17 protein-coding genes and 1 pseudogene are annotated in these 19,235 nt (G+C 69.6%); 10 read left to right on the forward strand and 8 right to left on the reverse strand.

Annotated features, from left to right (window positions below):
- Positions 1-51 precede the first annotated feature (51 nt).
- Positions 52-708, forward strand: coding sequence for an SDR family oxidoreductase (locus FDZ84_RS12080; protein WP_168585969.1), 657 nt, complete (start codon positions 52-54; stop codon positions 706-708).
- A gap of 52 nt (positions 709-760) precedes the next feature.
- On the opposite strand, the gene FDZ84_RS12085 is transcribed toward FDZ84_RS12080, so the two are convergent.
- Positions 761-2,071: a D-arabinono-1,4-lactone oxidase gene (locus FDZ84_RS12085; protein WP_168585970.1), complete on the reverse strand. Its 1,311-nt coding sequence runs from the start codon at positions 2,069-2,071 to the stop codon at positions 761-763.
- A gap of 90 nt (positions 2,072-2,161) precedes the next feature.
- On the opposite strand from FDZ84_RS12085, the gene FDZ84_RS12090 reads away from it, so the two are divergent.
- Entirely contained in the window at positions 2,162-3,340 is a 1,179-nt protein-coding gene (locus FDZ84_RS12090) for an amino acid deaminase/aldolase (protein WP_168585971.1), read from the forward strand.
- Here FDZ84_RS12090 and FDZ84_RS12095 read toward each other — a convergent pair.
- The gene (locus tag FDZ84_RS12095) at positions 3,310-3,888 is read right to left on the reverse strand and encodes a TetR/AcrR family transcriptional regulator (RefSeq protein WP_246869157.1); all 579 of its coding nucleotides are present in this window, start codon (positions 3,886-3,888) and stop codon (positions 3,310-3,312) included. The genes FDZ84_RS12090 and FDZ84_RS12095 overlap by 31 nt on opposite strands.
- A 536-nt stretch (positions 3,889-4,424) precedes the next feature.
- Here FDZ84_RS12095 and FDZ84_RS12100 point away from each other — a divergent pair.
- Positions 4,425-7,904, forward strand: a complete 3,480-nt coding sequence (locus FDZ84_RS12100) for an L-tyrosine/L-tryptophan isonitrile synthase family protein (protein ID WP_246868956.1) — start codon at positions 4,425-4,427, stop codon at positions 7,902-7,904.
- Between the two features lie 1,268 nt (positions 7,905-9,172).
- On the opposite strand, the gene FDZ84_RS12105 is transcribed toward FDZ84_RS12100, so the two are convergent.
- Together FDZ84_RS12105 and FDZ84_RS12110 are read right to left on the reverse strand one after the other, a co-directional pair.
- Positions 9,173-9,511 carry a hypothetical protein gene (locus tag FDZ84_RS12105; protein ID WP_168585973.1) on the reverse strand — a complete coding sequence of 113 codons (339 nt, stop codon included), beginning with the start codon at positions 9,509-9,511 and terminating at the stop codon, positions 9,173-9,175.
- Between the two features lie 13 nt (positions 9,512-9,524).
- The gene (locus tag FDZ84_RS12110; protein WP_168585974.1) at positions 9,525-9,770 is read right to left on the reverse strand and encodes a hypothetical protein; all 246 of its coding nucleotides are present in this window, start codon (positions 9,768-9,770) and stop codon (positions 9,525-9,527) included.
- 282 nt (positions 9,771-10,052) lie between these two features.
- Between FDZ84_RS12110 and FDZ84_RS12115 the strand changes: the two genes are divergently transcribed.
- The 4 genes from FDZ84_RS12115 to FDZ84_RS12130 all read left to right on the forward strand — a co-directional run bounded on the left by FDZ84_RS12115 (position 10,053) and on the right by FDZ84_RS12130 (position 15,797).
- Complete coding sequence (locus FDZ84_RS12115) at positions 10,053-11,363, forward strand: helix-turn-helix transcriptional regulator (protein WP_246868957.1); 1,311 nt, start codon at positions 10,053-10,055, stop codon at positions 11,361-11,363.
- A 51-nt stretch (positions 11,364-11,414) separates the two neighbouring features.
- Entirely contained in the window at positions 11,415-12,320 is a 906-nt protein-coding gene (locus tag FDZ84_RS12120; RefSeq protein WP_246868958.1) for a phosphotransferase enzyme family protein, read from the forward strand.
- A 144-nt stretch (positions 12,321-12,464) separates the two neighbouring features.
- Positions 12,465-12,767 carry a hypothetical protein gene (locus tag FDZ84_RS12125; RefSeq protein ID WP_168585976.1) on the forward strand — a complete coding sequence of 101 codons (303 nt, stop codon included), beginning with the start codon at positions 12,465-12,467 and terminating at the stop codon, positions 12,765-12,767.
- A 372-nt stretch (positions 12,768-13,139) separates the two neighbouring features.
- Entirely contained in the window at positions 13,140-15,797 is a 2,658-nt protein-coding gene (locus tag FDZ84_RS12130; protein WP_168585977.1) for an HAD family hydrolase, read from the forward strand.
- Between the two features lie 177 nt (positions 15,798-15,974).
- On the opposite strand, the gene FDZ84_RS12135 is transcribed toward FDZ84_RS12130, so the two are convergent.
- On the reverse strand, positions 15,975-16,292 hold the full coding sequence (locus tag FDZ84_RS12135; protein ID WP_168585978.1) for a hypothetical protein: 318 nt from the start codon (positions 16,290-16,292) through the stop codon (positions 15,975-15,977).
- 2 nt (positions 16,293-16,294) lie between these two features.
- Positions 16,295-16,519: a hypothetical protein gene (locus FDZ84_RS12140; RefSeq protein ID WP_168585979.1), complete on the reverse strand. Its 225-nt coding sequence runs from the start codon at positions 16,517-16,519 to the stop codon at positions 16,295-16,297.
- Positions 16,520-16,643: 124 nt separating this feature from the next.
- On the opposite strand from FDZ84_RS12140, the pseudogene FDZ84_RS38800 reads away from it, so the two are divergent.
- From FDZ84_RS38800 to FDZ84_RS12150, 3 genes and pseudogenes are all read left to right on the forward strand, one after another.
- Positions 16,644-16,853: pseudogene (locus tag FDZ84_RS38800) on the forward strand (multiprotein-bridging factor 1 family protein); the annotation flags it as partial.
- Between the two features lie 12 nt (positions 16,854-16,865).
- The gene (locus FDZ84_RS12145) at positions 16,866-17,501 is read left to right on the forward strand and encodes a DUF5753 domain-containing protein (RefSeq protein ID WP_246869158.1); all 636 of its coding nucleotides are present in this window, start codon (positions 16,866-16,868) and stop codon (positions 17,499-17,501) included.
- Positions 17,498-17,698, forward strand: coding sequence for a DUF397 domain-containing protein (locus FDZ84_RS12150; RefSeq protein ID WP_168585981.1), 201 nt, complete (start codon positions 17,498-17,500; stop codon positions 17,696-17,698). The genes FDZ84_RS12145 and FDZ84_RS12150 overlap by 4 nt, the downstream gene beginning before the upstream one ends.
- Positions 17,699-17,958: 260 nt before the next feature.
- On the opposite strand, the gene FDZ84_RS12155 is transcribed toward FDZ84_RS12150, so the two are convergent.
- Both FDZ84_RS12155 and FDZ84_RS12160 read right to left on the reverse strand, forming a co-directional pair.
- Entirely contained in the window at positions 17,959-18,480 is a 522-nt protein-coding gene (locus tag FDZ84_RS12155; protein WP_168585982.1) for a copper resistance CopC family protein, read from the reverse strand.
- Positions 18,477-19,169, reverse strand: a complete 693-nt coding sequence (locus FDZ84_RS12160) for a YcnI family protein (protein WP_168585983.1) — start codon at positions 19,167-19,169, stop codon at positions 18,477-18,479. The genes FDZ84_RS12155 and FDZ84_RS12160 overlap by 4 nt, the downstream gene beginning before the upstream one ends.
- Positions 19,170-19,235: the final 66 nt, after the last annotated feature.

A 19,235-nucleotide genomic window follows, 5' to 3' on the forward strand; every position in this document is an offset into this window, starting at 1 on the left:
CACAGGCTATGCGGGCGGCCTGTAACCGCGGGTTGCCCTACGTTGGATGGCATGCGAATCGTGATTGCCGGAGCCCACGGGAAGATCGCGCGACACCTGGGGGCGATGCTCGTCGAGCGCGGCGATGCCGTGCTCGGACTGATCCGGAACCCGGACCACGCCGAGGACCTCCGCGCCGACGGAGTCGAGCCGCAGCTGGCCGATCTGGAGCAGGTCGACGCCGCCCGGCTCGCCGCCCTGCTGTCCGGTGTGGACGCTGCTGTCTTCGCCGCCGGAGCCGGTCCCGGAAGCGGCGCGCCGCGAAAGGACACTGTGGACCGAGCCGCCTCGGCGCTGCTCGCGGACGCGTGCGAGAGGGCGGAGATTCGTCGTTTCCTGCAAGTGAGTTCGATGGGTACGACGCGGCCGAACCCGCCCGGTGTGGACCCGGTGTTCGGCGCGTACCTGGACGCCAAGCGAGCTGCCGAGGATGACTTGCGGTCGCGGGATCTGGACTGGACGATCCTGCGGCCGGGGAGGCTGACCGACGATCCGCCCACCGGTCGCGTGACGCTGGCCGAGTCGGTCGGCCGGGCCGAGGTGACCCGCGCCGACGTCGCCGCCGTGCTGCTCGCCCTGCTCGACGAGCCGGCCGTGTCCCGGCGAGCCCTGGAGCTCGTCAACGGCGAAATCCCGATCCCCGAAGCCCTCCGCGTCGCGCTGGTCTGACGGCCGGGATTTCGGTGGAGAGCGACACGCCGGTTTCCACCGAAATCGTGAGTTATCCACAGGGGCCGAGGACACGATCGAGGTACGGGTTGCGGAAGACGCCGTAGGGGTCGACCTCGGCGCGCACCCGGCGGAAGTCGTCGAATCGCGGGTAGCGCTCGCGCAGCGACGAGGCGTCGAGGCGGTGCATCTTGCCCCAGTGCGGTCGCCCGCCCGCCGCGCCGACGATGTCCTCGAAGGCGTCGAACCAGCGCCGGTGCGGCATCCCCTGGAACTGGTGGATCGCGATGTAGGCCGACGGGCGCTGGTAGGCGGTCGACAGCCACACGTCGTCGGCCGCCGCGACCCGCACCTCCACCGGGAACATCACCGGGTCGGCGAGCCGCCCGACCGCGGCGCGCAGTTCCCCGAGCACGTCCCGCAGCGCCTCCCGCGGCACGGCGTACTCGGATTCGACGAACCGGACGGTCCGCTGCGTCGTGAAGACCCGGTGCGAACGATCGCTGTAGGAACGCGCGGACCAGGTCGAGGCGCAGAGCCGGTTGAGCGGTCGTACCGACGCGGGGATCGCGCGCCCCAGCCGGCAGATCGTGCCGAACAGCCGGTTCTCCACCACCTCGTACTCCAGGAAGTGCCGGAGCGGATGCAGCGGCCGCGGTGATTCCTCGGCGGGGAGCCGGTTGTTCCGTTTGACCAGCGTGTTCGACGCGTGCGGGAACCAGTAGAACTCGACGTGGTCGTTGTCGGTGGTGAGCTGGTCGAAGCGGTCCAGCACGTCTTCCAGGCGGACGGGTCGTTCGTCGGCGACCAGCGCGAACGCGGGCACGCAGCGCAACGTCACGGTCGTGATCACCCCGAGCGCGCCGAGCCCGACGCGGGCGGCGGCGAACAGCTCCGGGTTCTCCTCGGCGGAGCAGCGCCGCTCGGTGCCGTCCGCGAGCAGCAGTTCCAGCTCGTCGACCTGCGTCGCCAGCCCGCCCAGCCGGGCGCCGGTGCCGTGGGTGCCGGTGGAGATCGCCCCGGCGATGGTCTGCCGGTCGATGTCGCCGAGGTTCGCCATCGCCAGGCCGAGCCCGTCGAGCTCGGCGTTGAGCCGGCTAAGGGGCGTGCCGGCACGCACCTTGACCAGCCCGCTGTGCGGGTCGGCCTGCACGATCCCGGACCAGTGCGAGAGGTCCAGGGCGCAGCCGGTGTCCGGCGAGCCGATGCCGGAGAACGAGTGGCCGGTGCCCAGCGGGCGGACTGTGCCGCCGTCGCGTGCTGCGGCGCGGATCGCGGCAGCGGCCTCTTCGGTGTCGCGGGGCGTCACCAGCGCGCTGGGTGTGGCGGTGGCAGTGCCCGCCCAGTTGGTCCAACGCTGCATCGCCCAACCCTCCCTCCTTTGGGTGCCGTCACGGAGAAATTATGTGAATGAGATTCACATAACAAGTGTTTTCGGCCTACTGTTGTCGCCGTGCGCCGGTTCGAAGAGATCACCAGGGAGTTCGACCCGCCCTTCGCGGTGGCCGACCTCGACGCGTTCGACAGCAACGCGGCCGACCTGGCGCGCCGTGCCGCCGGGCGGCCGATCCGGGTGGCCACCAAGTCGGTGCGCTGCCGAGACCTCCTGCAACGGGTGCTGCGCACCCCCGGCTTCGCCGGGCTAATGTGCTACACCCTGGCCGAAGCGCTCTGGTTGCACCGCGAAGGCCTGAGTGACGACGCCCTCGTCGCCTACCCGACTGCCGACCGCTCGGCGCTGCGAGAGCTCGCGGCCGACCCGGCGGCCGCCGCGTCGATCGCGCTCATGGTCGACTCCGTCGACCACCTCGACCTCATCGACGCCGCCACCGGCTCCTCCCGGCCCAAGATCCGGCTCTGCCTCGAAATCGACGCGTCCTGGCGGCCGCTGCCCGGCCTGCACCTCGGCGCCCGGCGCTCCCCGGTGCACACCGCCGCGCAGGCCCGGCGGCTCGCCGAATCCGTGGTGCGCCGCAAGGGTTTTCTCCTGGTCGGGCTGATGGCGTACGAAGGCCAGATAGCCGGGCTCGGCGACGCGCCGCCCGGTCGGCCGCTGAAGGCCGCCGCGCTGCGCTGGATGCAGCGCCGTTCGGCCGCCGAACTGGCCGAACGCCGGGCCGAGGTGGTGCGGGTGGTGCGCGCGCTGGCCCCCCTGGAGTACGTCAACGGCGGTGGCACCGGCAGCCTGGAGGGCACCGCTGCGGAACGCGCCGTCACCGAGGTGGCAGCCGGCTCCGGGCTGATCGGCCCGACGCTGTTCGACGGCTACCGAGCCTTCCGCCCGCGCCCGGCGGTCCTCTACGCACTACCCGTGGTGCATCGCCCCGCCGCGCGCATCGCGACGGTGTTCGGCGGCGGCTACCTCGCTTCCGGGCCGCCCGGCGCGGACCGGGTGCCGACGCCGCACTGGCCGGCTGGCCTCCAGTTGCTCGCGACCGAGGGCACCGGCGAGGTGCAGACCCCCGTGGCCGGCGACGCGGCCCGGCGGCTCCGGCTCGGCGACCGGGTCTGGTTCCGGCATGCCAAAGCGGGCGAGCTGGCCGAGCGGTTCACCCACTACCACCTGGTGGCGGCCGACCGGCTGACCGGCACCGCGCCGACCTACCGGGGCGAGGGAAAGTCCTTCGGCTGATCCGCGGGCATCCGGTTCGACAGGTAGCCCCGCACCAGTTCCTTCGCCTCGGCGACGAGCGTGGGCTCCCCGGCCGGGTCGCGCCGGAACGCCAGGTGAAGCACCGCGTCCGCCGCCTCGACCGCGACCGCCAGTGGAAGCAGCAGGTCGGCCGGGGCGAGCCCGAACTCCTCGCCGATCAGCCCGGTGAGCTTCTCGGCGATCACAGCGTTGTTGTCCTTGCTTGGGTCCAGCAGCCGCAGGTCGACCACGTCGCCGAAGTGCAGCCGGCTGAACGCCGGGACTTCGCGGTGCATCGTCAGGTAGACGTCGAAGACCGCGTCCACCGCGTCCCACCAGTGCTCCAGCTCCAGCTGGTCGAACCGCGCGGACACGGTGCGCACGAAGCGGTCGAGGTTGCGCAGCGTTAGTTCCTGGACGACGGCGCGCTTGTCGGGGAAGAACTGGTAGAGCGATCCGACCGCCACGCCGGCGCGCTCGGCGATGAGAGTGGTTGTCAACCCGTCATAGCCCACCTCGTCGATCAGCTCGGCACACGCCGAGAGCATCTTCTCCACACGTTGTGCACTGCGCTGCTGGACCGGCTTTCGGCGCAGCGGGGCTACTTCGGCAGGCAAGGCAACTCCTTGATCAAGTTCTAAATGACCATCTTGCCGACCACGACCATGATTCTCTTTCAGGGGAGGGAGCCCTGGGCAGATGGTGCCGAGCTCGACTCGGCGGTCTGGTTCACCGACGTGGGGCGAGGGTTTCGCCCGGCGCCGGCGATGTCCACAGTTTCCCGGCCCGCGGGCGGTGTTGCGCTCCGGACATGCCGGGGACGGTATCAGTCGATCGGGTGGTTTCCCTGTAGACGCCTTGACCGAACCCCGGTGTCTGGTCATTCGGGGGTTCCGAGGCGCGGCTCTGACCTGCGGATCCGGTCACGTTACATCGTTGTCATATGCATTGAGTCATGTTGTCAGCGCGCAAGTTCGCTATCTAGTGTGATTCGAGTCGTCATTTTCAGTGACAGAAGGGTCATCGTGGGTTACTGCCCGGCCGCCCCTAATTTTCCCGCCGTGCCTCGTGCTGTGCTTTCCAGGTGGACATCGACTGGGGGAAGAAGCGGGTGCTGTGGCGCCCGTGCCGCCGGCACCCATGTCTGTTCGGCTGCCACGCGTGCGAAGCGCACCGCAGCCACGTGACCGCGCGGCTGACCCCGGAGCTCGCGGCCCCGGCGGTGCCGCCCCGCACGGTCGCGGCGGACGCCCCGCCCGCCCCCGGCCTGTGGCACCCGTTGACCATCGCGGACGCGAACGCACTGCTCTCCGACGGCGGCTACGGCCTGCGGGTCGAGCGGTCGGCGCAGGGCACGCTGCGGCTCCGCGGCTTCGGTGCCGGTGCCGGGTTTCCGCTGGGCGCCGAACCGAACTGGTCCGATCTCTACCGCGCCCTGATTCGGTTGCGCCGCACTCGTCGCGTCTTCGACCCGGCGTGGCTGCACCGGCTGACCCGGTCGCTGGGCTCGGATGTCGGCACCGGCGGATCGGTCCTGCTGCCCGGCGACCGCGTCGACCTGCTGACCTCGGAGCGGCGGCAGCTCGCCGAGGACTGCCTCGCCGCGGTGCTCGGCCCGAACCGCAGCGTGCCGTTTCCCGCGGAGCGGATCACGGTCAGCGGTCCGGCGCGCATCGTTGAGCTGCGAGCCGTCGGATCCCGCGAGCGCGCCCAGCGCCAGCTCCGCGGCTGGGAACGGATCTCGTCCATTGTGGAATCCGACCCCGACCTGCGGATGCACTGCGCCACCCAGCCGGTGCCGGCCGCCGTGGTGGACACCGCCACCGGTTCGGCCGCCCTGACCCGCATCGCCGAGCCCGCGCCGGCGCATCCCACGCACCCGGGCGGCACCATCGCGGCGGACCTTGCCACGCTGCTGTACCCGGCCGGCGACGGCACGCCGGGACTGCTGCGCGTGGTGCTGGACAACCGCTTCGAGCGGCGCGAGGACGAACTCGACTACTTCCTGGAGCACTTCGTCCGCCCGCTGCTCCGCACCTTCCGGCTCGCCCTCGACTCGCACGGGGTCGGGCTGTTCGCCCTGGGCGGGGCCGGGGTCGCCTTCGAGCTCTCCCCGGAACTGCAGGCCACCGGCCGGATCGTGGTGACCGACTACCTGCGGGTGAGCCATGAGCCGACCCGCGCCGAGGTCGCGGCAGGAGCGCGTGCGCTGGTCGAGACCCTCGACGAGCTCGGCGCCGGGTTCAGCCGACTCGATTCCGGGCGGCGGGAGAGCCGGGTGCGGCGGGCCGTCGACCGGGTGATCACCGAGGAACTGCGCTTCCTGGCACCGAGCACCGCGGAGCTGCTCTCCGGCGAGCAACCGCTGCAGCGCTACGTCCACACCGTGCCGAAAACCCAGGACGCGGTGCTGAAATCGGTGCTGGACCGGGTCCAGCAGCGCACCCAGCAACGTCGCTGGGACGACCGGTTGCCGCAGCCGACCGTCGTGATCGACGTGGACCTGTGCGGACTCGTGCCGCTGCAGCGGATCCAGGACGCCGCACGGTCCGTTTCGGGCGCGCGCCCTGGTGCGCCGGACGGCATCCTGGAGCTGGCCGGCCCCGGCACGCTCCCGGTGCTGCCGACCCACGCCGCTGCTACCTGGCGGAACTTCGTGGAGCTCAGCGGTCTGCGCGACCGCTACCCGTCGGTGGACTGGGACGAGGTGCGTGCCGACTTCACGCGCGCTTTCCTGGCCAGGCCGCGGGAAAGGCTGCGCACTGACAGCGCGAACGCCGGGCTCGCCCGGTTCGTCTGGGATGTGCAGGACGCCGGCGGGCGGGTGGTGTTCTGCACCGGGCGTCGCGAGCGGTTCCGCGAGCACACCGAGGAGGCGCTCGCCGCCGGCGGGGTGCTGCACGCGACGCTGCTGTGCCTGCCCGAGGACGGCGGGTGCCCGCGTTCCGAGCTGAAGGTGGAGAAGCTCCGAGAGCTCGGCGACGTCGACGTCGTGGCGGTCTTCGACGACGAGCTGGCGAACCGCATCGCCGTGACCAAGGAGTTCGGCGGGGCCATCCCGGTCGCCGTCGAGATCCCCGGCCTGGCCGCCGAACGCCTCCCCGACCAGCCGGTGGCCGACACCACGGCCGTGATCGCCACCTTCGAGACCACGCCCCGCCTCGGGGCGCGCAGCGGTCCGCGCCTGTCCAACACGCATTCGCTGGAAGAGCTGCAGATCGGCGCACTGCGCAAGAACCGCTTGGCGCAGCAGTGGGCGGTGCACCTCACCGAGCGGGAATCGCGGTCCATTGTGGATTCAATGCTCGCCGACGTGGACCGGGCGGCGGCGCGGACCGGGCGCAGCGCGGTCGCGAAGTTCGGCATCGACGAGCGCAGCGCGCCGGAGCAGGTCCTGGCGGCGCTGCACCACGTGTTCACCCGCAAGCAGTTCATCAAGGGATCGCGGTCCAACTACCAGCCGGCCGACCTGCGGCGGGACGCCGAACCGTTCGTGCGCCGGGGCGAACCCATCGAGGTGGTGCTGCTCGGCTTCCCGGTCAAGCAGTGCCTGAACCGGCTGAAGGCGGGCGGCCCGCTGCCGGACTTCGCCGAACTCGGCGCGATGGCGCGGCTGCGGGAGCTCCAGCGGGCGGTCAGCGCGGTGCACGCGCCCGGCCTGCACTTCAACATCCTCACCGACGGCAGGCACTTCCGCAGCCGGCCGCACGCGATCACCGACGCCTACCAGCGGAAACTGCGCGAGTACATCGACCTGGTCGGCATCGGCGACCGGACCACCGTCGAGGAGATCGACGAGGTCGCGGAGCGGCGGCTGGGCCCCGGGCTCCCGGCCGTGCGCGCCACCCGGATCGCCGGTTACCGCCGACTGCTCGCCGACTCGTTGCGGCACTTCGACATCACCGACAACCCGCTGCGGACCCTGGAGGAGGTGCATTCGCGCACCGCCGCGATGGACGAGTTCGCGCCGCACGTCATCGGGCTGTTCCGGGAAATCCTGATGTCGCTGGTGTATTCGGTGCCGGTCGCGGTGCCGCCCGGCACGGACCGGCTGGAGTGGTCCACCGCGGTCTACGCGGACATCTACAACGTGACCGACCAGAGCGTGTCGGGCGAGGTGCGGCAGGCGCGCTGCGCGGTGCTTCGCCGGGCGTGGCACGCGGTGCTCCGCTACATGGCGACGATGCAGGCGGACGAGGAGTTCGGCTACGAGCAGATGTTCCCGAACCGCGTGCGGCTGACCCTCAGCGCGGTCCGCAAGGGCTGCCTCGGGTTCACCTACCTCGGCGGATCGGGCCTGCTGCCCTGGCAGGGCACCGGCGTGCTCGACACCCGCGGCTACGTGGCGGTCGACTTCGCGATCTCGCTGCTGGATCAGGGATTCGTGCCGGTGTACTCGCCGCTGCTCGGCTCCCGCCAACCGTGGCTGATGGTGCCGGCGCAGCACACCCACCTGGCGGAAGCCCCGGGTGTCGCGGTACCGGCCCAAAGAGGAGCGGCGACGCCACCGGGAATCCGGCTGGACCAGGACTTGGCAACCAGAGCCCGCCTCCGCCGGAAGTAGCAGAGGCTGTTTCCAGACTCACCGCGCGCGGCGGTGCGGGTGAGGGCAGGCGCCGTCTTGACTTCGTCCTACGCAAGTTCCATTTGAAATCGGACCGGCGGGTTCAACGGAAATCGCGGCTCTTCTGCTGCTTCCGTGGGTGTCAGGTTCGTCCGGGGAGGGCGGGTGGGTGGCCATCGAGGCGGCGAAGCCTCGTGGATCGGGCGATTTCGCGCGAAATCGCCACCTTGCAGGCGTGGCGAGTGGCGATTTCGCGCGAAATCGCCAACCCCTCGCCGAGAGCCGGCACGGTGGGCACGGTGGGCCGTGGGCACGGTGGGCACCGCCGCGGGTTCTCAGACGTCGTCTGGCGAGGACAGGCCCGATGCCGCGTATTGGGCATACGTAAGTCGGGGATCCCGGGGTCCAGGCGGCGTCTGTAATTCCCGCATGGGGCCAGTACCCGCATCGCTGCGTAAGCCGACACGGCCCCCAAAAATATGGCTCTTCTGCTTCTTCCGTGGGTTAGGCGTGTCCGGGGATTGACACATCTATCGAGACATGACACCGGTAAGAACCGGCATCACCACTCACGACCCGACGGCCCCCCGTCGTGAGTGACAGCTCCGGTAAGAACCGGCATCACCACTCACGACCCGACGGACCCCCGTCGTGAGTGACAGCTCCGGTAAGAACCGGCATCACCACTCACGACCCGACGGACCCCCGTCGTGAGTGACAGCTCCGGTCCAAACACCCGAGTCGTCCCGAGATCCAGCGCCCGCCACCGACGACGCCCGCCACGGCACGCCATAAACCGGCCTTCGGCACGGCGTTCTCCACTCCTCGGTTCCTGACTCTGGACACGCCAGAAACTAGACGAAGCAACGGCGTGCCCCGGTCTCCGGACCCAAAAACCAACTCAAACCACACACGGATCAGTCACAAGAGCCAAAAATATGGAAAGGCCCTGGGCGCGGTCGGGGAATCGAGCTCCAGGGCCTTTCCAGACTCCGGCTCCGTTCGGGGAAACGGTTTGCCGGAGTGGTTGGAGTCCGCGGACCGGCGCCGGTCGGGGGGAGGGGAGTGCGTCAGCACCGGCCCGCGGAACTTTGGGCGACCGCGCTGGTGTCCAGCCGGTCCGATGTGGAGTTTTTCGCGGCGGCGGCCGGTGAACGTCGGCCGAGGTCGGGGAATCACGACCGCACGTTCATCGGCCGCCGCCTGGCGGTTGCTCGGCAACCCGGATCGGGGAAGGGGTAATGCTCTCCGGGGCCGAGTCCGCCTGCTTACGGCACCGGCGCCACCGGGCGCAGCGCGTGCGCCGGACGCAGGTGCCGTGCGGGACGGGGTGCCAAGGCCCCTGCTACCAGGTGCTCGTGGGCCGTGCGCCACACCGAGCACGGTGCTTTCTGCGGGCGCCAGCGGCTCGAGCACTCCGGGCAGTTGCCCTTCTCGTCGGCGTCGTGCGCGGTGAGCAGCGTTCGCCACCCCTCGGTCAGCCGGGGAAGTTCGGAACGCGCCACGGAGAGCACGGAAGGGGCGTCCACGCAGTTCGCGAGCTCGGTCAGCACATCGAGCCGCTCCCGCACCGTACTGCGCAGCACCTGTTCCAGGATCTCGTCCACCGAAACGTCACCGTCACTTTCTCGCCTGCACAGCGGCATCCCGCAGCGCGTCCGACAACTGGCCGAGGCCGTAGGCTGACAACGCCGCAGAATGGCCGGGCGGTCCGACGAGCACCACCCTGTCCCGGTTTACCAGCACGTCCAGGAACCGGTGCGAGTTCGCCACGTCTCGGCAGTCCACTCGCCACCAACGGCGCCGGTCTGCGGGCGCGGTGGGGAACTCGGCCGACTGGCCGTTCCCGCCCTGTGCGTCCCGCATCTCGTCACCGTTCCCGTTCGTGCTCGGTTTGCCTGTGCTGACTAGATTGGAACGGGACGGGTCCTCGCGCCTAGGGGCGCGTCGATAACCGGGCCAATGGCAACGACGAGCGGTCGGTGGACTTCACCGCCGCCGATCACCTCTACCGATATGCGCTTCACCGGGATGCAGCAGTGCCCTTACTCTGCGACCAACGCCCGAGCAGAGCGTCAGGGGGTCTAAATGAACATCATCGGTTCTGGCGGCTCTCCCGTTACACCCGACATTTGGAACGAGCGGGAGATGCGGGATGCGCTGGCTCGACGGGACGTCAGCGAGATCTACCGGCAACTGCGCCGGCACGGCGTTTCGCAGCGCCAGATCGCAGCCACGACGGGGCAGTCGCAGTCCGAGGTGTCCGAGATCCTCAAAGGGCGGCAGGTCATGGCCTATGACGTGCTTGCCCGGATCGCTGATGGGCTGGGTATCCCGCGGGGCTACATGGGCCTCGCCTACGACGGGGCGACCGCTATGCGGGTCGCGCAGGCGGCTAACGCCCCTGACGCTGAGGAGGACGAGTCGGTGAAGCGCAGGAAGTTCCTGTCCCACGCCGCAGCGGTGACCATGGGCGCGGCCGTTTTCGGCACCGAGACCAGTTCCTGGTTGCCCGCCAGCGCGCAGACGCCGGCACCGGCACGCATCGGCATGACCGACGTGCAGCAGATCCACGCCGCGACCAAGGCGTTGCGCGATCTCGACTACCGCTACGGCGGTGGGACCTGCCGGGACGCCGTCGTCGCCCAGCTGTCCTGGGCGCAGCAGCTGCTCGAGTCCAGCGCCGCCGATCCCGTGCGCAAGCAGCTCTTCGTGGCCCTGGCGGACATGCACAGCCTGGCCGGTTGGACGTCGTTCGACGTGGGCCTGCTCGACCCCGCTCGCGGGCATTTCGGCAAGGCGCTGGAGTTCGCGAAGCAGGCCGACGACGACGGCCTGGTGGCCAGCGTGCTGTACCGGATGGGCCGCGTCTACCTGCACTACGAGGAGCCCAACGAGGCGCTGAAGCTGTTCCAGCTGGGCCAGATCGCCGCGCAGGAGTCCGGTTCCGCGCTGACCGTGGCCGTGCTGTGCGCCAACGAGGCCTGGGCCTACGGCATGTTGAACAAGCCCGATCAGGTGCAGAAGATGGTGGGCCGCACGAAGGACGAGTTCGCCCGCGCCCGCGCGGACCAGGCGCCGGACTGGGTGCGCTTCTTCACCGAGAACGACCTGCACGGCATGATCGGCTCCGCGCACGACGCGCTGGCCGTCTTCGAGCCGAAAAAGCACGCCTCGATCGCCGTCGCCGAGACCATCAAGTGCAACGAGGCCTACGGCGCGGACATGGCGCGCACCCACGTCTTCGGCCTGAGCCTGCAGGCCACCAACCACATCCGGGCCGGAGACCTGCAGGAGGGCGTCAAGGTCGGGCGGCGGGCGCTGGCGGCCGGCGAGCGGGTCAAGTCCGCGCGCGTCGCCGACCGGCTCAGGCCGCTGGAGCTGGAGGCCGGCAAGCACCGGATGAATTCCGATGTCCGTGACCTGTTCGAGGCGGTCCGGCGGTTCCGCCGGGCGTGATCGGGCCACGCCGGGCAGCCGTGCCGGTGCCGTCGGCTTGAAACGATGAGCATGAAGACACAACCAGTGGAAGAGAGTCGGTGCGTTCCGCCTGAGCTGGATCTGGCACTGACCGAAATCTGCGCGGCCGTCGGCCTCGATTCGACCGGCGCGCGTTTGATCCGAATCGTCAACAACGGGGTTTTTCTGCTCCGCGACCAGCAAGTCGTCGTTCGCTTGGTCCTTTCCCCGTCCTTCACCTATCGAGCTTTCAACGCCGTGGAAGCCGCGCGTTGGCTGGCGGTGCACGGGATTCCCGCCGTGCGCCTGCTGCCGGGCGTCGAGCAGCCGGTCCAGGTGGGCGAACACCTGGCGACCCTCTGGCAGTACGTGGCGGAGGCCGGCCCGATGCCCAGCGGCGCGGACCTCGGCGAACTGCTGCGCCAGATGCATTCGAAGCCGGCATCACCGACTTTCCTGGACTGGCAGCCGATGGCGGACATCCGGCGCCGGTTGACCGATGCGGTCGACGTCGATCCGGCCGATCACCGGTTCCTGGAGCAGCGCTGCGACGCGTTGGAAGAACGGCTGCAAACGCTGCGCTTCCCGTTGTCGCGCAGCGTGATCCACGCGGATGCGCACCTGCGCAACGTGATCGGCGGCGCGGATGGCCCGCTGCTGTGTGACCTGGATTCGCTGTGCATCGGGCCGCCGGAGTGGGACCTGACCCCGATCGCGGTGGGTCGGCTGCGGATGGGGCACCCGCCGTCCTGGCACGACGACCTGGCCCGGGCCTACGGCTTCGACATCACGCGCTGGGAAGGCTTTTCCGTGCTGCGCGAACTGCGCGAATTGAAGATCACCACCGGGGTGCTCCCGATCCTTCGCAGCAATCCCGGGGTTCGCGAGCAACTGCACCAGCGGTTGCGCACGATCAGGGACGGAGATCTCGCCACGCAATGGGTGCCGTACAGCTGATCCGGTCAACTGCTAGGCCGAACGGGCGATCTTGGGTCGATTGCCGAAGCCGTTTGACAGTTTCTGGTGACGCACCTTCGGTCGAAGGAGTAAATCATACGGGCGAACTGGTGCATCGGTGCGTTGCTATGGGACGGGCTGTCGATGAGGAACGCGAAGTTCTTACCGCGGAAGCCGCGCTGGCGCCGGACGCGCGCGTTACGCGCCGCCCGGGTGCTCGACGACGTGGTGGACAGCCAGGTCGCATCGTTGCCCCGGTTGCCCGAGGAACTCAGGATCCGCCACGCCGACCACTTGGCGGAGCTGGTGTTGCTCGCCCAGGCGTATCGGCATTACGCCGTGGGTTGGATCACCTGGCGCCAGTTGGAGTGCCGCGGCCGGCTCGCGGTGCAGCGCTTGGGTGGGGACTGCTGCGTTCCGCTCGTGCAGCTCGCCGACGGCGAATGACCACTCGGCGACCGGCGCGTCATCATTCGGCCGCGCCCGTGTCTGGCTGCCGGTGTGCCTGTTGAGCTGGTGTTTCGGCGATCTGCGGGGGGCCGTTCGGTCGGGGTGAATTCGGCGTTCGCGCCGGTGGCGGCCGTTGCGCGGGGAAGTGGGGCAGCTGGGGCCTCCGGTATTGCGGAATTTGCCGCCACATTCCCATTTTTCGCTCGCGAGGTCGTCCGGTAGGACCTCGCGAGCGTTCGGGTGCGCAGTTTCTGGGATTGAAGAGAACTCCTCGGCCGGATGAGCGGATGGAGCGCCGGCGGGTTCTGCTTCGACGTTTTCTCGGCGGATTCGGGCAGCAAGCGGCGGACAGATCGATTGGAGATGGTTTTGCGCGGTCCGGTTGGCCGGTCGGAGCGGCCTGGGTTGCTGGACGACGACCCGCTGCTGCGCCTGTACTGCGTGGTGGCGTCCGCGGCCGGTGCGCATCGGGAGCTGAGAACGCTACCGGTGGCGCGGAATGCGGTCGGTCTGGGTGATTTGGCGAGCAGCGGTTTCCCCGGTGATGTGCTGTCGTTGAAACGGCTGGTGGAGGGCAGGCCGACGGACTGGGGAGCACCGGACCACTTAGCCGAGTTCGTGGTCCGGCCGTTGCTGATCACCTTCCGCGGGCTGCTGGCGAAGGGTTGTCTGCCGGTCGGCGAGATTGGTGTCGAACTCGACTCGGAGTCGGCGGCCACCGGGCGGATCGTGGTCGCCGGGATCCGCAGCGCGCGGTCGGCGGTTCCGGGAGTGGCGGACGCGATCGTCGCGTTGGACGAGCAGTTGGACGAGCTGGCCGCCGCCTGCGCGCTCGTCACCGGCGACGAGCAGGTTCGCGCTGCCTTCGACGCCGTCATCGCCCAGGAACTTCGCAACCTCTCCGAGGAGACTGCGGCCGCTTTCGCCGGTGATCATCCGTGGCGCCGCTTCGTGCATGCCGTCGCCGCGGAGCAGCACGAGATCCTCAGCCGGGTCGTCCGGCTCGTCAGGGAACGAAGCGTGCGGTGCCGGCGCGAGCCCGGCCTGGCGCGTCCGCTGGTCGCCGTGGACCTCGACTTCTGCGCGCTGCACCCGAAGCGCCGGGTCCGCGATGCGTTGCGCCGGCTGGGCGAAGCGCACGGCATCGAGGAGCTTGCCGCGCAGCTCGATGTGCTGCCCGGGCTGTACCAACCGGGCTGGCGGCCGTTCTTGGTGCGCAACGGCTTGTTGGAGCGTTATCCCGAACTCGATTGGGACGCGCTGTACCGGGAGTACCGCCGCAACGTCGCGTGGGACCGGGCGGCGCTGCTGACCGATGGTCTGGCGCCGGGACTGGCCCGATTCGTCCGGGATCTGGAGCAAGCCGGTGGCCGGGTCGTCTGGTTGACCGGTCGCCGGCACCGGATGCGGGCCGCCACCGGAGAAGTCCTGGCCCGCCATGGACTCGGCCACCTCGACCTGCGCACCACCGATGACGGGCCGGTCGCGGACCAGAAGGTCGCGGCGCTGCACGACATGCCGGGGCACGAGCTCGTCGCGGCCTTCGATGACTCGGCCGCCAATCGCCGTGCGCTGCAAGCGGCGTTCCCAGCTGCCGTCGTGGTCGCGGTGCGCCCGTCTGAGTTCACTGTGGACGGTGCGGGCCGAACCGCTGATGGCATCGCAACCTTCGAATCCCTGCCGCATCCGATCCCGGTGGGGCGCGGGCACGGCCGCAACGCGCAGTTGTCGCATGCGACGTCGCTCGGCGGCCTGCGGATCGGGGGCCTCAGCACCCGCCCCACGATCTGGTCGCACGGCGTGGAACTGACCGAGGAGGAGCAGGCGCGGATCGTCGCGTCGCTGGCGGCCACCGCGCTGGCGAGCGGGCAGCGGCTCGGCAAGCAGATCGGCGCCGGGATGGATCCGGGTCCGGTGGGGATCGCCCGCGCGGTGTGGCAGGTCATCACGGCGAAACCGTTCGGCGCCGCGAGGTCGGCTTATCCGCTCGCGGCGGCCGAACGGGACGTGCTCGCCTCGATCGAGGCCGGTGATCGCATCCGGTTCGTCATGGTGGGGCCGTCGCTGAAGCAGGACGGTTCGCGGCTGAAGGCGCTCGGCGGGCTGCCGGACCTCGCCGAGCTCGCGATGCTGATCCGGCTGCGGGAACTCGACGCGGCCGTCCGGCAAGTGCACCCGCCGGGGATGGAGGTGCGGGCGCTCACCGATGCCAGCCACTTCAGGTTCCGCGAACCGCACCGGTACGCCGGATACCACGAGCAGTTCGCGCGGCAGGTGGAACTCGCCGGAGCCCAGGACGTGGTGACCGTCGAGGACTTCGACACCGCAGCCGACGCGCACCCGCTCTGCGGCGACCGGGCGCAGCGACTGGAACTGCTGGCGAAGCACCGCGACAGGTACACCGCGGCGTTCGCGGGTCTCGACATCCGCCGAAACCCGCGGTCGGCGCTGGCGGCGGCCGACGACCGAGATCCGGCCCGCCCCGGCCAACCGCGATTCGTCGAGCTGTTCCGCTCCGTGCTGCAGGCCGTGGACGTGCCCTTCCCCGGCGGCGATCCGTTCGCGTGGTCGCAGCGGATTTACGCGGACCCGTTCGACCTGACCGATCCGGCGGCCCCGCTCGGGATCCGCCGAGCCCGGGCCGACCTGCTCGCGCTGGCCTGGCGCGAAACGATCATCTATCTCGCGAACAAGCACGTCGACGAGGAACTTGACTATGCGGTGCTGTGGCGGGAGAACTGCGTGCGGCTGAGCCTGTCGATCCGCCCGGCCCCGGGCAGGCTGCGCTTCGTCCCCCTCGGCGGCTCCGGCGTGATGCCCTGGCACGGCACGGCGACCCTGAACGCCCAGCACGAGGTCTCGGTCGACTACGCGATCTCGCTGGCAGACCAGGGATTCCGGCCGGTCCACGCGCCGGGCGCCGGCGACCGCCGGCAACCGTGGTTCATGGCCTCACCCCAAGACCTGACCCGAGCCGGCCGCCTCGACCCAAGGGTCATCGACCGGATCCGCCTACGCCCCAAGTGACGCGGGCAGAGCAGCGCCCCGCAGCCGGGGGCGGGCTGCGGGGCGTGGCGGCGGGCAGGCATTGGGGAGGGGACTACCTGCCCGCGGGTTCGGCTGCTCTGCGGAAGGAGACGGCGCAGTGCTCGGTCGAGTGGAGCGGCCCGGCTGCCGGTCGGGGGCACGGCAGCCGGACCGGGGCTACAGGCGTTCGAGCCCGGCGAGTATTCGGCTCAGGATCTCGGAACGACGCGTGGAGCTCTCGTGGTCGGTGGTTGGCGCCCGGGCCTCGTCGATGGCGGGCTGCACGGTCGACTCCCCGCGAATGGCAGGAGTTTCGCGGAGGCGGTGTCGGCCGCCGCTGGTGCTCTCGGCTTCGATCCGCGCGATCAGGTGCCGCACGGTCATTGCGCCTTCGCTGCTACCGGCGTGCTGGGCTCGGTAGAAGTAACTCCGGTACATCGGCCAGAGGGTGAGCAGAACGGCAGTGGCACCAACGGCGACGGTCCAGGCGATCATGGTCATCCCTTCAGCGCTTTCAGCAGCGAGTTGCAGTCTTGGCACGACGGCGCCTGGATCCAGTCCATTTCAGACGGTTTGGCGAGACAGAAGCGCTTGTCGCAGAACGAATCACCGTTCGCGCTCGCATCTGCATACGTACCTCGGAAGGCGTGGCGGACCATGCCGCCGCTGCTCGACTCGTCTACGACGGGAAGCCAGTAGTAGCGCTGAAGTGGCTTCGTCATGTCGACCCCCGATGGTCTCTTGGTCTCGTCGTTTCCGAGACCAATGATTTCGGTCTTGTCGCTTGTGGACAATTGCCTGATTGATTGACGACGCTGCACTACCGGGTGGCCTAGTGTGTGGTGCATGGACGAGACCACTCCCGCGCCGCGTGCATACGTTCTCGGCGCAGAACTCCGGGATGCGCGAAACAAGGCGGGGCTTGGGCTTCGACAGCTCGCGGCGAAACTGGATGTCTCCCATTCGGTTGTCGTGCGCTGGGAACGCGGACAACGCGTGCCAACCACCGAATCCGTGTCCGCCCTCTGCGCGGTGCTGGGCATGAACGGTGCGACCAGGGAACGGCTGATGAAGCTGACGCGAGACGCGGTCTCGGAACCACCGAACACGGTGTCAGTCGGCGCGTCGGGCGAGGCCGATCAGATGGCCGCACTGCTGGAGTTCGAGCGGATGGCCACCGCGATCACCGAGGTATCGCCGGCGGTCGTGCCTGGGATGTTGCAAACCGCGGAATATGCGCGGGCGATCATGAGCGCCGGAATTCCCAACGGTGAGAACGACAAGCGGGTGATGATGCGACTCGGTCGCCGAGACCTGATCACTCGTAGACGAGCGCCGATTCGGTTCACGGCCGTCGTGCTGGAGTCCGCGCTGCACCAGTTGATCGGCGGTCCCGAGGTAATGGCCGACCAGCTCCAGTTCCTCTTGGAAATGGGCGAGCGGGACAACGTCGAGATCCGGGTCATCCCGCGGTCTGCTGGCTGGACACCGGCGCACGCCGGGCCGTTCGTCCTATTGGAGTTCGCCAAGGCTGCACCCGTGGTGCATCTGGAGCACCACAGGTCGTCGGTCTTTCTTCGCGATGAGGCAGACGTGAAAGCGTTCGTCTCCGCACGGGAAGATGTCGAGCGGATGGCGATGAGCCCGGAAGCCACGGTCGGACTTATCGCCCGCGTCATCAACCAGGAGGAGACGCCGAAATGACGTTATCTCAGGCCCCCGTCGGATGGCGGAAGTCGAGCCGGAGCAACCAGGAGACGAGCTGCGTCGAGGTCGGGCGCATCGGTGGCGGTGCTGCGGTTCGCGACACCAAGGACCGCGCCGCCGGTCACTTCACCACGACCGCCGCCCAGTGGTCGGCCTTCGTCGCCGCCATCAAGACCGGCAAGTTCGACGCCTGAACGAAGTGAAGGGCCCCCTCCTGCCGACCAACCTGGCAGGAGGGGGCCCCTTCACTTCACTCACTGTCCGACCAGGCACGTTCCGGTCGAAACCCGCAATTTCCATTGAAATCGAAGGTCCGATTTCCATTGAAATTGCGGAAAAACCCACCTCATCGGGTCTCGTGAACCCCTCAAGGGGTGATGAACCTCATCGGGTGGGAACCCCTCATCGGTGAATCTGGTCGGAGGTACTCTTCGCAGTTCGATCTATCGGGTTGTCAGGCCTTGGGCTTGCCGAGGCGGAGGGCGAGGATCAGGCCGAGGACGACCAGGACCACCGCTCCCGCGATCCACGGCCAGATCGGCATGCCGCCCGACTCCTCGGACTGCGCCTGCTGGTCCGCGTTCTGCGGGGCCGGGGCCGGGGTGCCCTTGCCCGGGGTGGTCAGCGTGAAGGTGACCTTGCCCGACACCGGGTGGCCGTCGTTGGACAGCACCCGGTAGCCGACCGTGTAGGCACCCGCCGGGCCGAGCTCCCGGACCGGCGCGATGACCGAGGTGCCCTCGACCCGTACCTGCCCGTCGGTCCAGTACGTCCCGTCCGGGCCGACCACGTTGACCGTGTTGTAGCCCTCGCGCACCGGCTGGTCGAAGGTCAACCGGACCTCACGGGGCCCGGTGGCCAGCTGTGCGGCTTCCGGCGGGTCGCTGCTGACGAGCGCGTTGTGAGCCAGCGCCGTACCGGCGCCGCCGAACAGGGCGGCCAGCGCCAGCACCGCTACTGCCATCAACCGCTTCACGACTCGTCCTTCCCGGATTCCTGCTTCGCCGCACCCTTCCTGGCGTTGCGGCTGCGCGCCAGGGCACCGGCCCCGACGCCCAGGCCGAGCGCGCCGACCACGAGCCCGGCGCCGCCCAGCCAGCGGGCCGCGTTGTCACCAGAACCGGCCTCGGACTCCTCGGCGGGCTCCTGGTGCGAGGCGCCGCCGTGGGAGTGCTCGCCGTCGGCCTCCTCGACCAGCTTCAGCGCCGGAGCGGGGTGCTCGGGCTCCGCCGCGCCCTCGGCCGGCGGCGGGGCGTCCCAGTTCACGACCTCGCCGTTGTCGTAGGTCTGCGTGGTGGGCATCACGAGTTCATCGGTGTTGGTCGGCAGGGCGCCGAGGGACACCTCGAACTCGTTGAACTCGTTCGGCCCGATCCGGTTGCCCGGCTGCGCGGTCCACGTGATGCTGCGCACAGCTTCGGTGACCTGCGCGCCAGCCACCTCGACCGGCGCGATCTGGAGCCGCTCGACCTGGACGTTCCAGCCCGGAATCGGCTTGGTGCGCACCGAGCTCAGCGCGTACTGCTCCGGAAGGGTCACCTTGACTTGCACGGTCCCGGCGTTCGGCCGCTCGTTCGGCACCCGGAAGGCGACCTTGGCGTAACCGCCCTTGGCGGCCTCGCCCGGCTGTGCGGTGACGTGCGCGGACGCCGTTCCCGCTCCCATTAGCGCAACAATCCCGCAAGCGGCGGTCAGTGCCGCGGATCGAACCGCGAATCGCTTTGTCGACAT

The organism is Saccharopolyspora sp. ASAGF58 (assembly GCF_012277335.1).
Taxonomy (GTDB): Bacteria; Actinomycetota; Actinomycetes; order Mycobacteriales; family Pseudonocardiaceae; genus Saccharopolyspora; species Saccharopolyspora hattusasensis.

Coding starts and splice junctions, on each gene's coding strand:
- FDZ84_RS12115 (WP_246868957.1), top strand. CDS start 10,053: ATGCGGGATGCGCTGGCTCGACGGGACGTCAGCGAGATCTACCGGCAA.
- FDZ84_RS12080 (WP_168585969.1), top strand. CDS start 52: ATGCGAATCGTGATTGCCGGAGCCCACGGGAAGATCGCGCGACACCTG.
- FDZ84_RS12095 (WP_246869157.1), bottom strand. CDS start 3,888: ATGCTCTCGGCGTGTGCCGAGCTGATCGACGAGGTGGGCTATGACGGG.
- FDZ84_RS12135 (WP_168585978.1), bottom strand. CDS start 16,292: ATGATCGCCTGGACCGTCGCCGTTGGTGCCACTGCCGTTCTGCTCACC.
- FDZ84_RS12110 (WP_168585974.1), bottom strand. CDS start 9,770: ATGCGGGACGCACAGGGCGGGAACGGCCAGTCGGCCGAGTTCCCCACC.
- FDZ84_RS12120 (WP_246868958.1), top strand. CDS start 11,415: ATGAAGACACAACCAGTGGAAGAGAGTCGGTGCGTTCCGCCTGAGCTG.
- FDZ84_RS12140 (WP_168585979.1), bottom strand. CDS start 16,519: ATGACGAAGCCACTTCAGCGCTACTACTGGCTTCCCGTCGTAGACGAG.
- FDZ84_RS12085 (WP_168585970.1), bottom strand. CDS start 2,071: ATGCAGCGTTGGACCAACTGGGCGGGCACTGCCACCGCCACACCCAGC.
- FDZ84_RS12145 (WP_246869158.1), top strand. CDS start 16,866: ATGAAGCTGACGCGAGACGCGGTCTCGGAACCACCGAACACGGTGTCA.
- FDZ84_RS12125 (WP_168585976.1), top strand. CDS start 12,465: ATGAGGAACGCGAAGTTCTTACCGCGGAAGCCGCGCTGGCGCCGGACG.
- FDZ84_RS12150 (WP_168585981.1), top strand. CDS start 17,498: ATGACGTTATCTCAGGCCCCCGTCGGATGGCGGAAGTCGAGCCGGAGC.
- FDZ84_RS12160 (WP_168585983.1), bottom strand. CDS start 19,169: ATGGGAGCGGGAACGGCGTCCGCGCACGTCACCGCACAGCCGGGCGAG.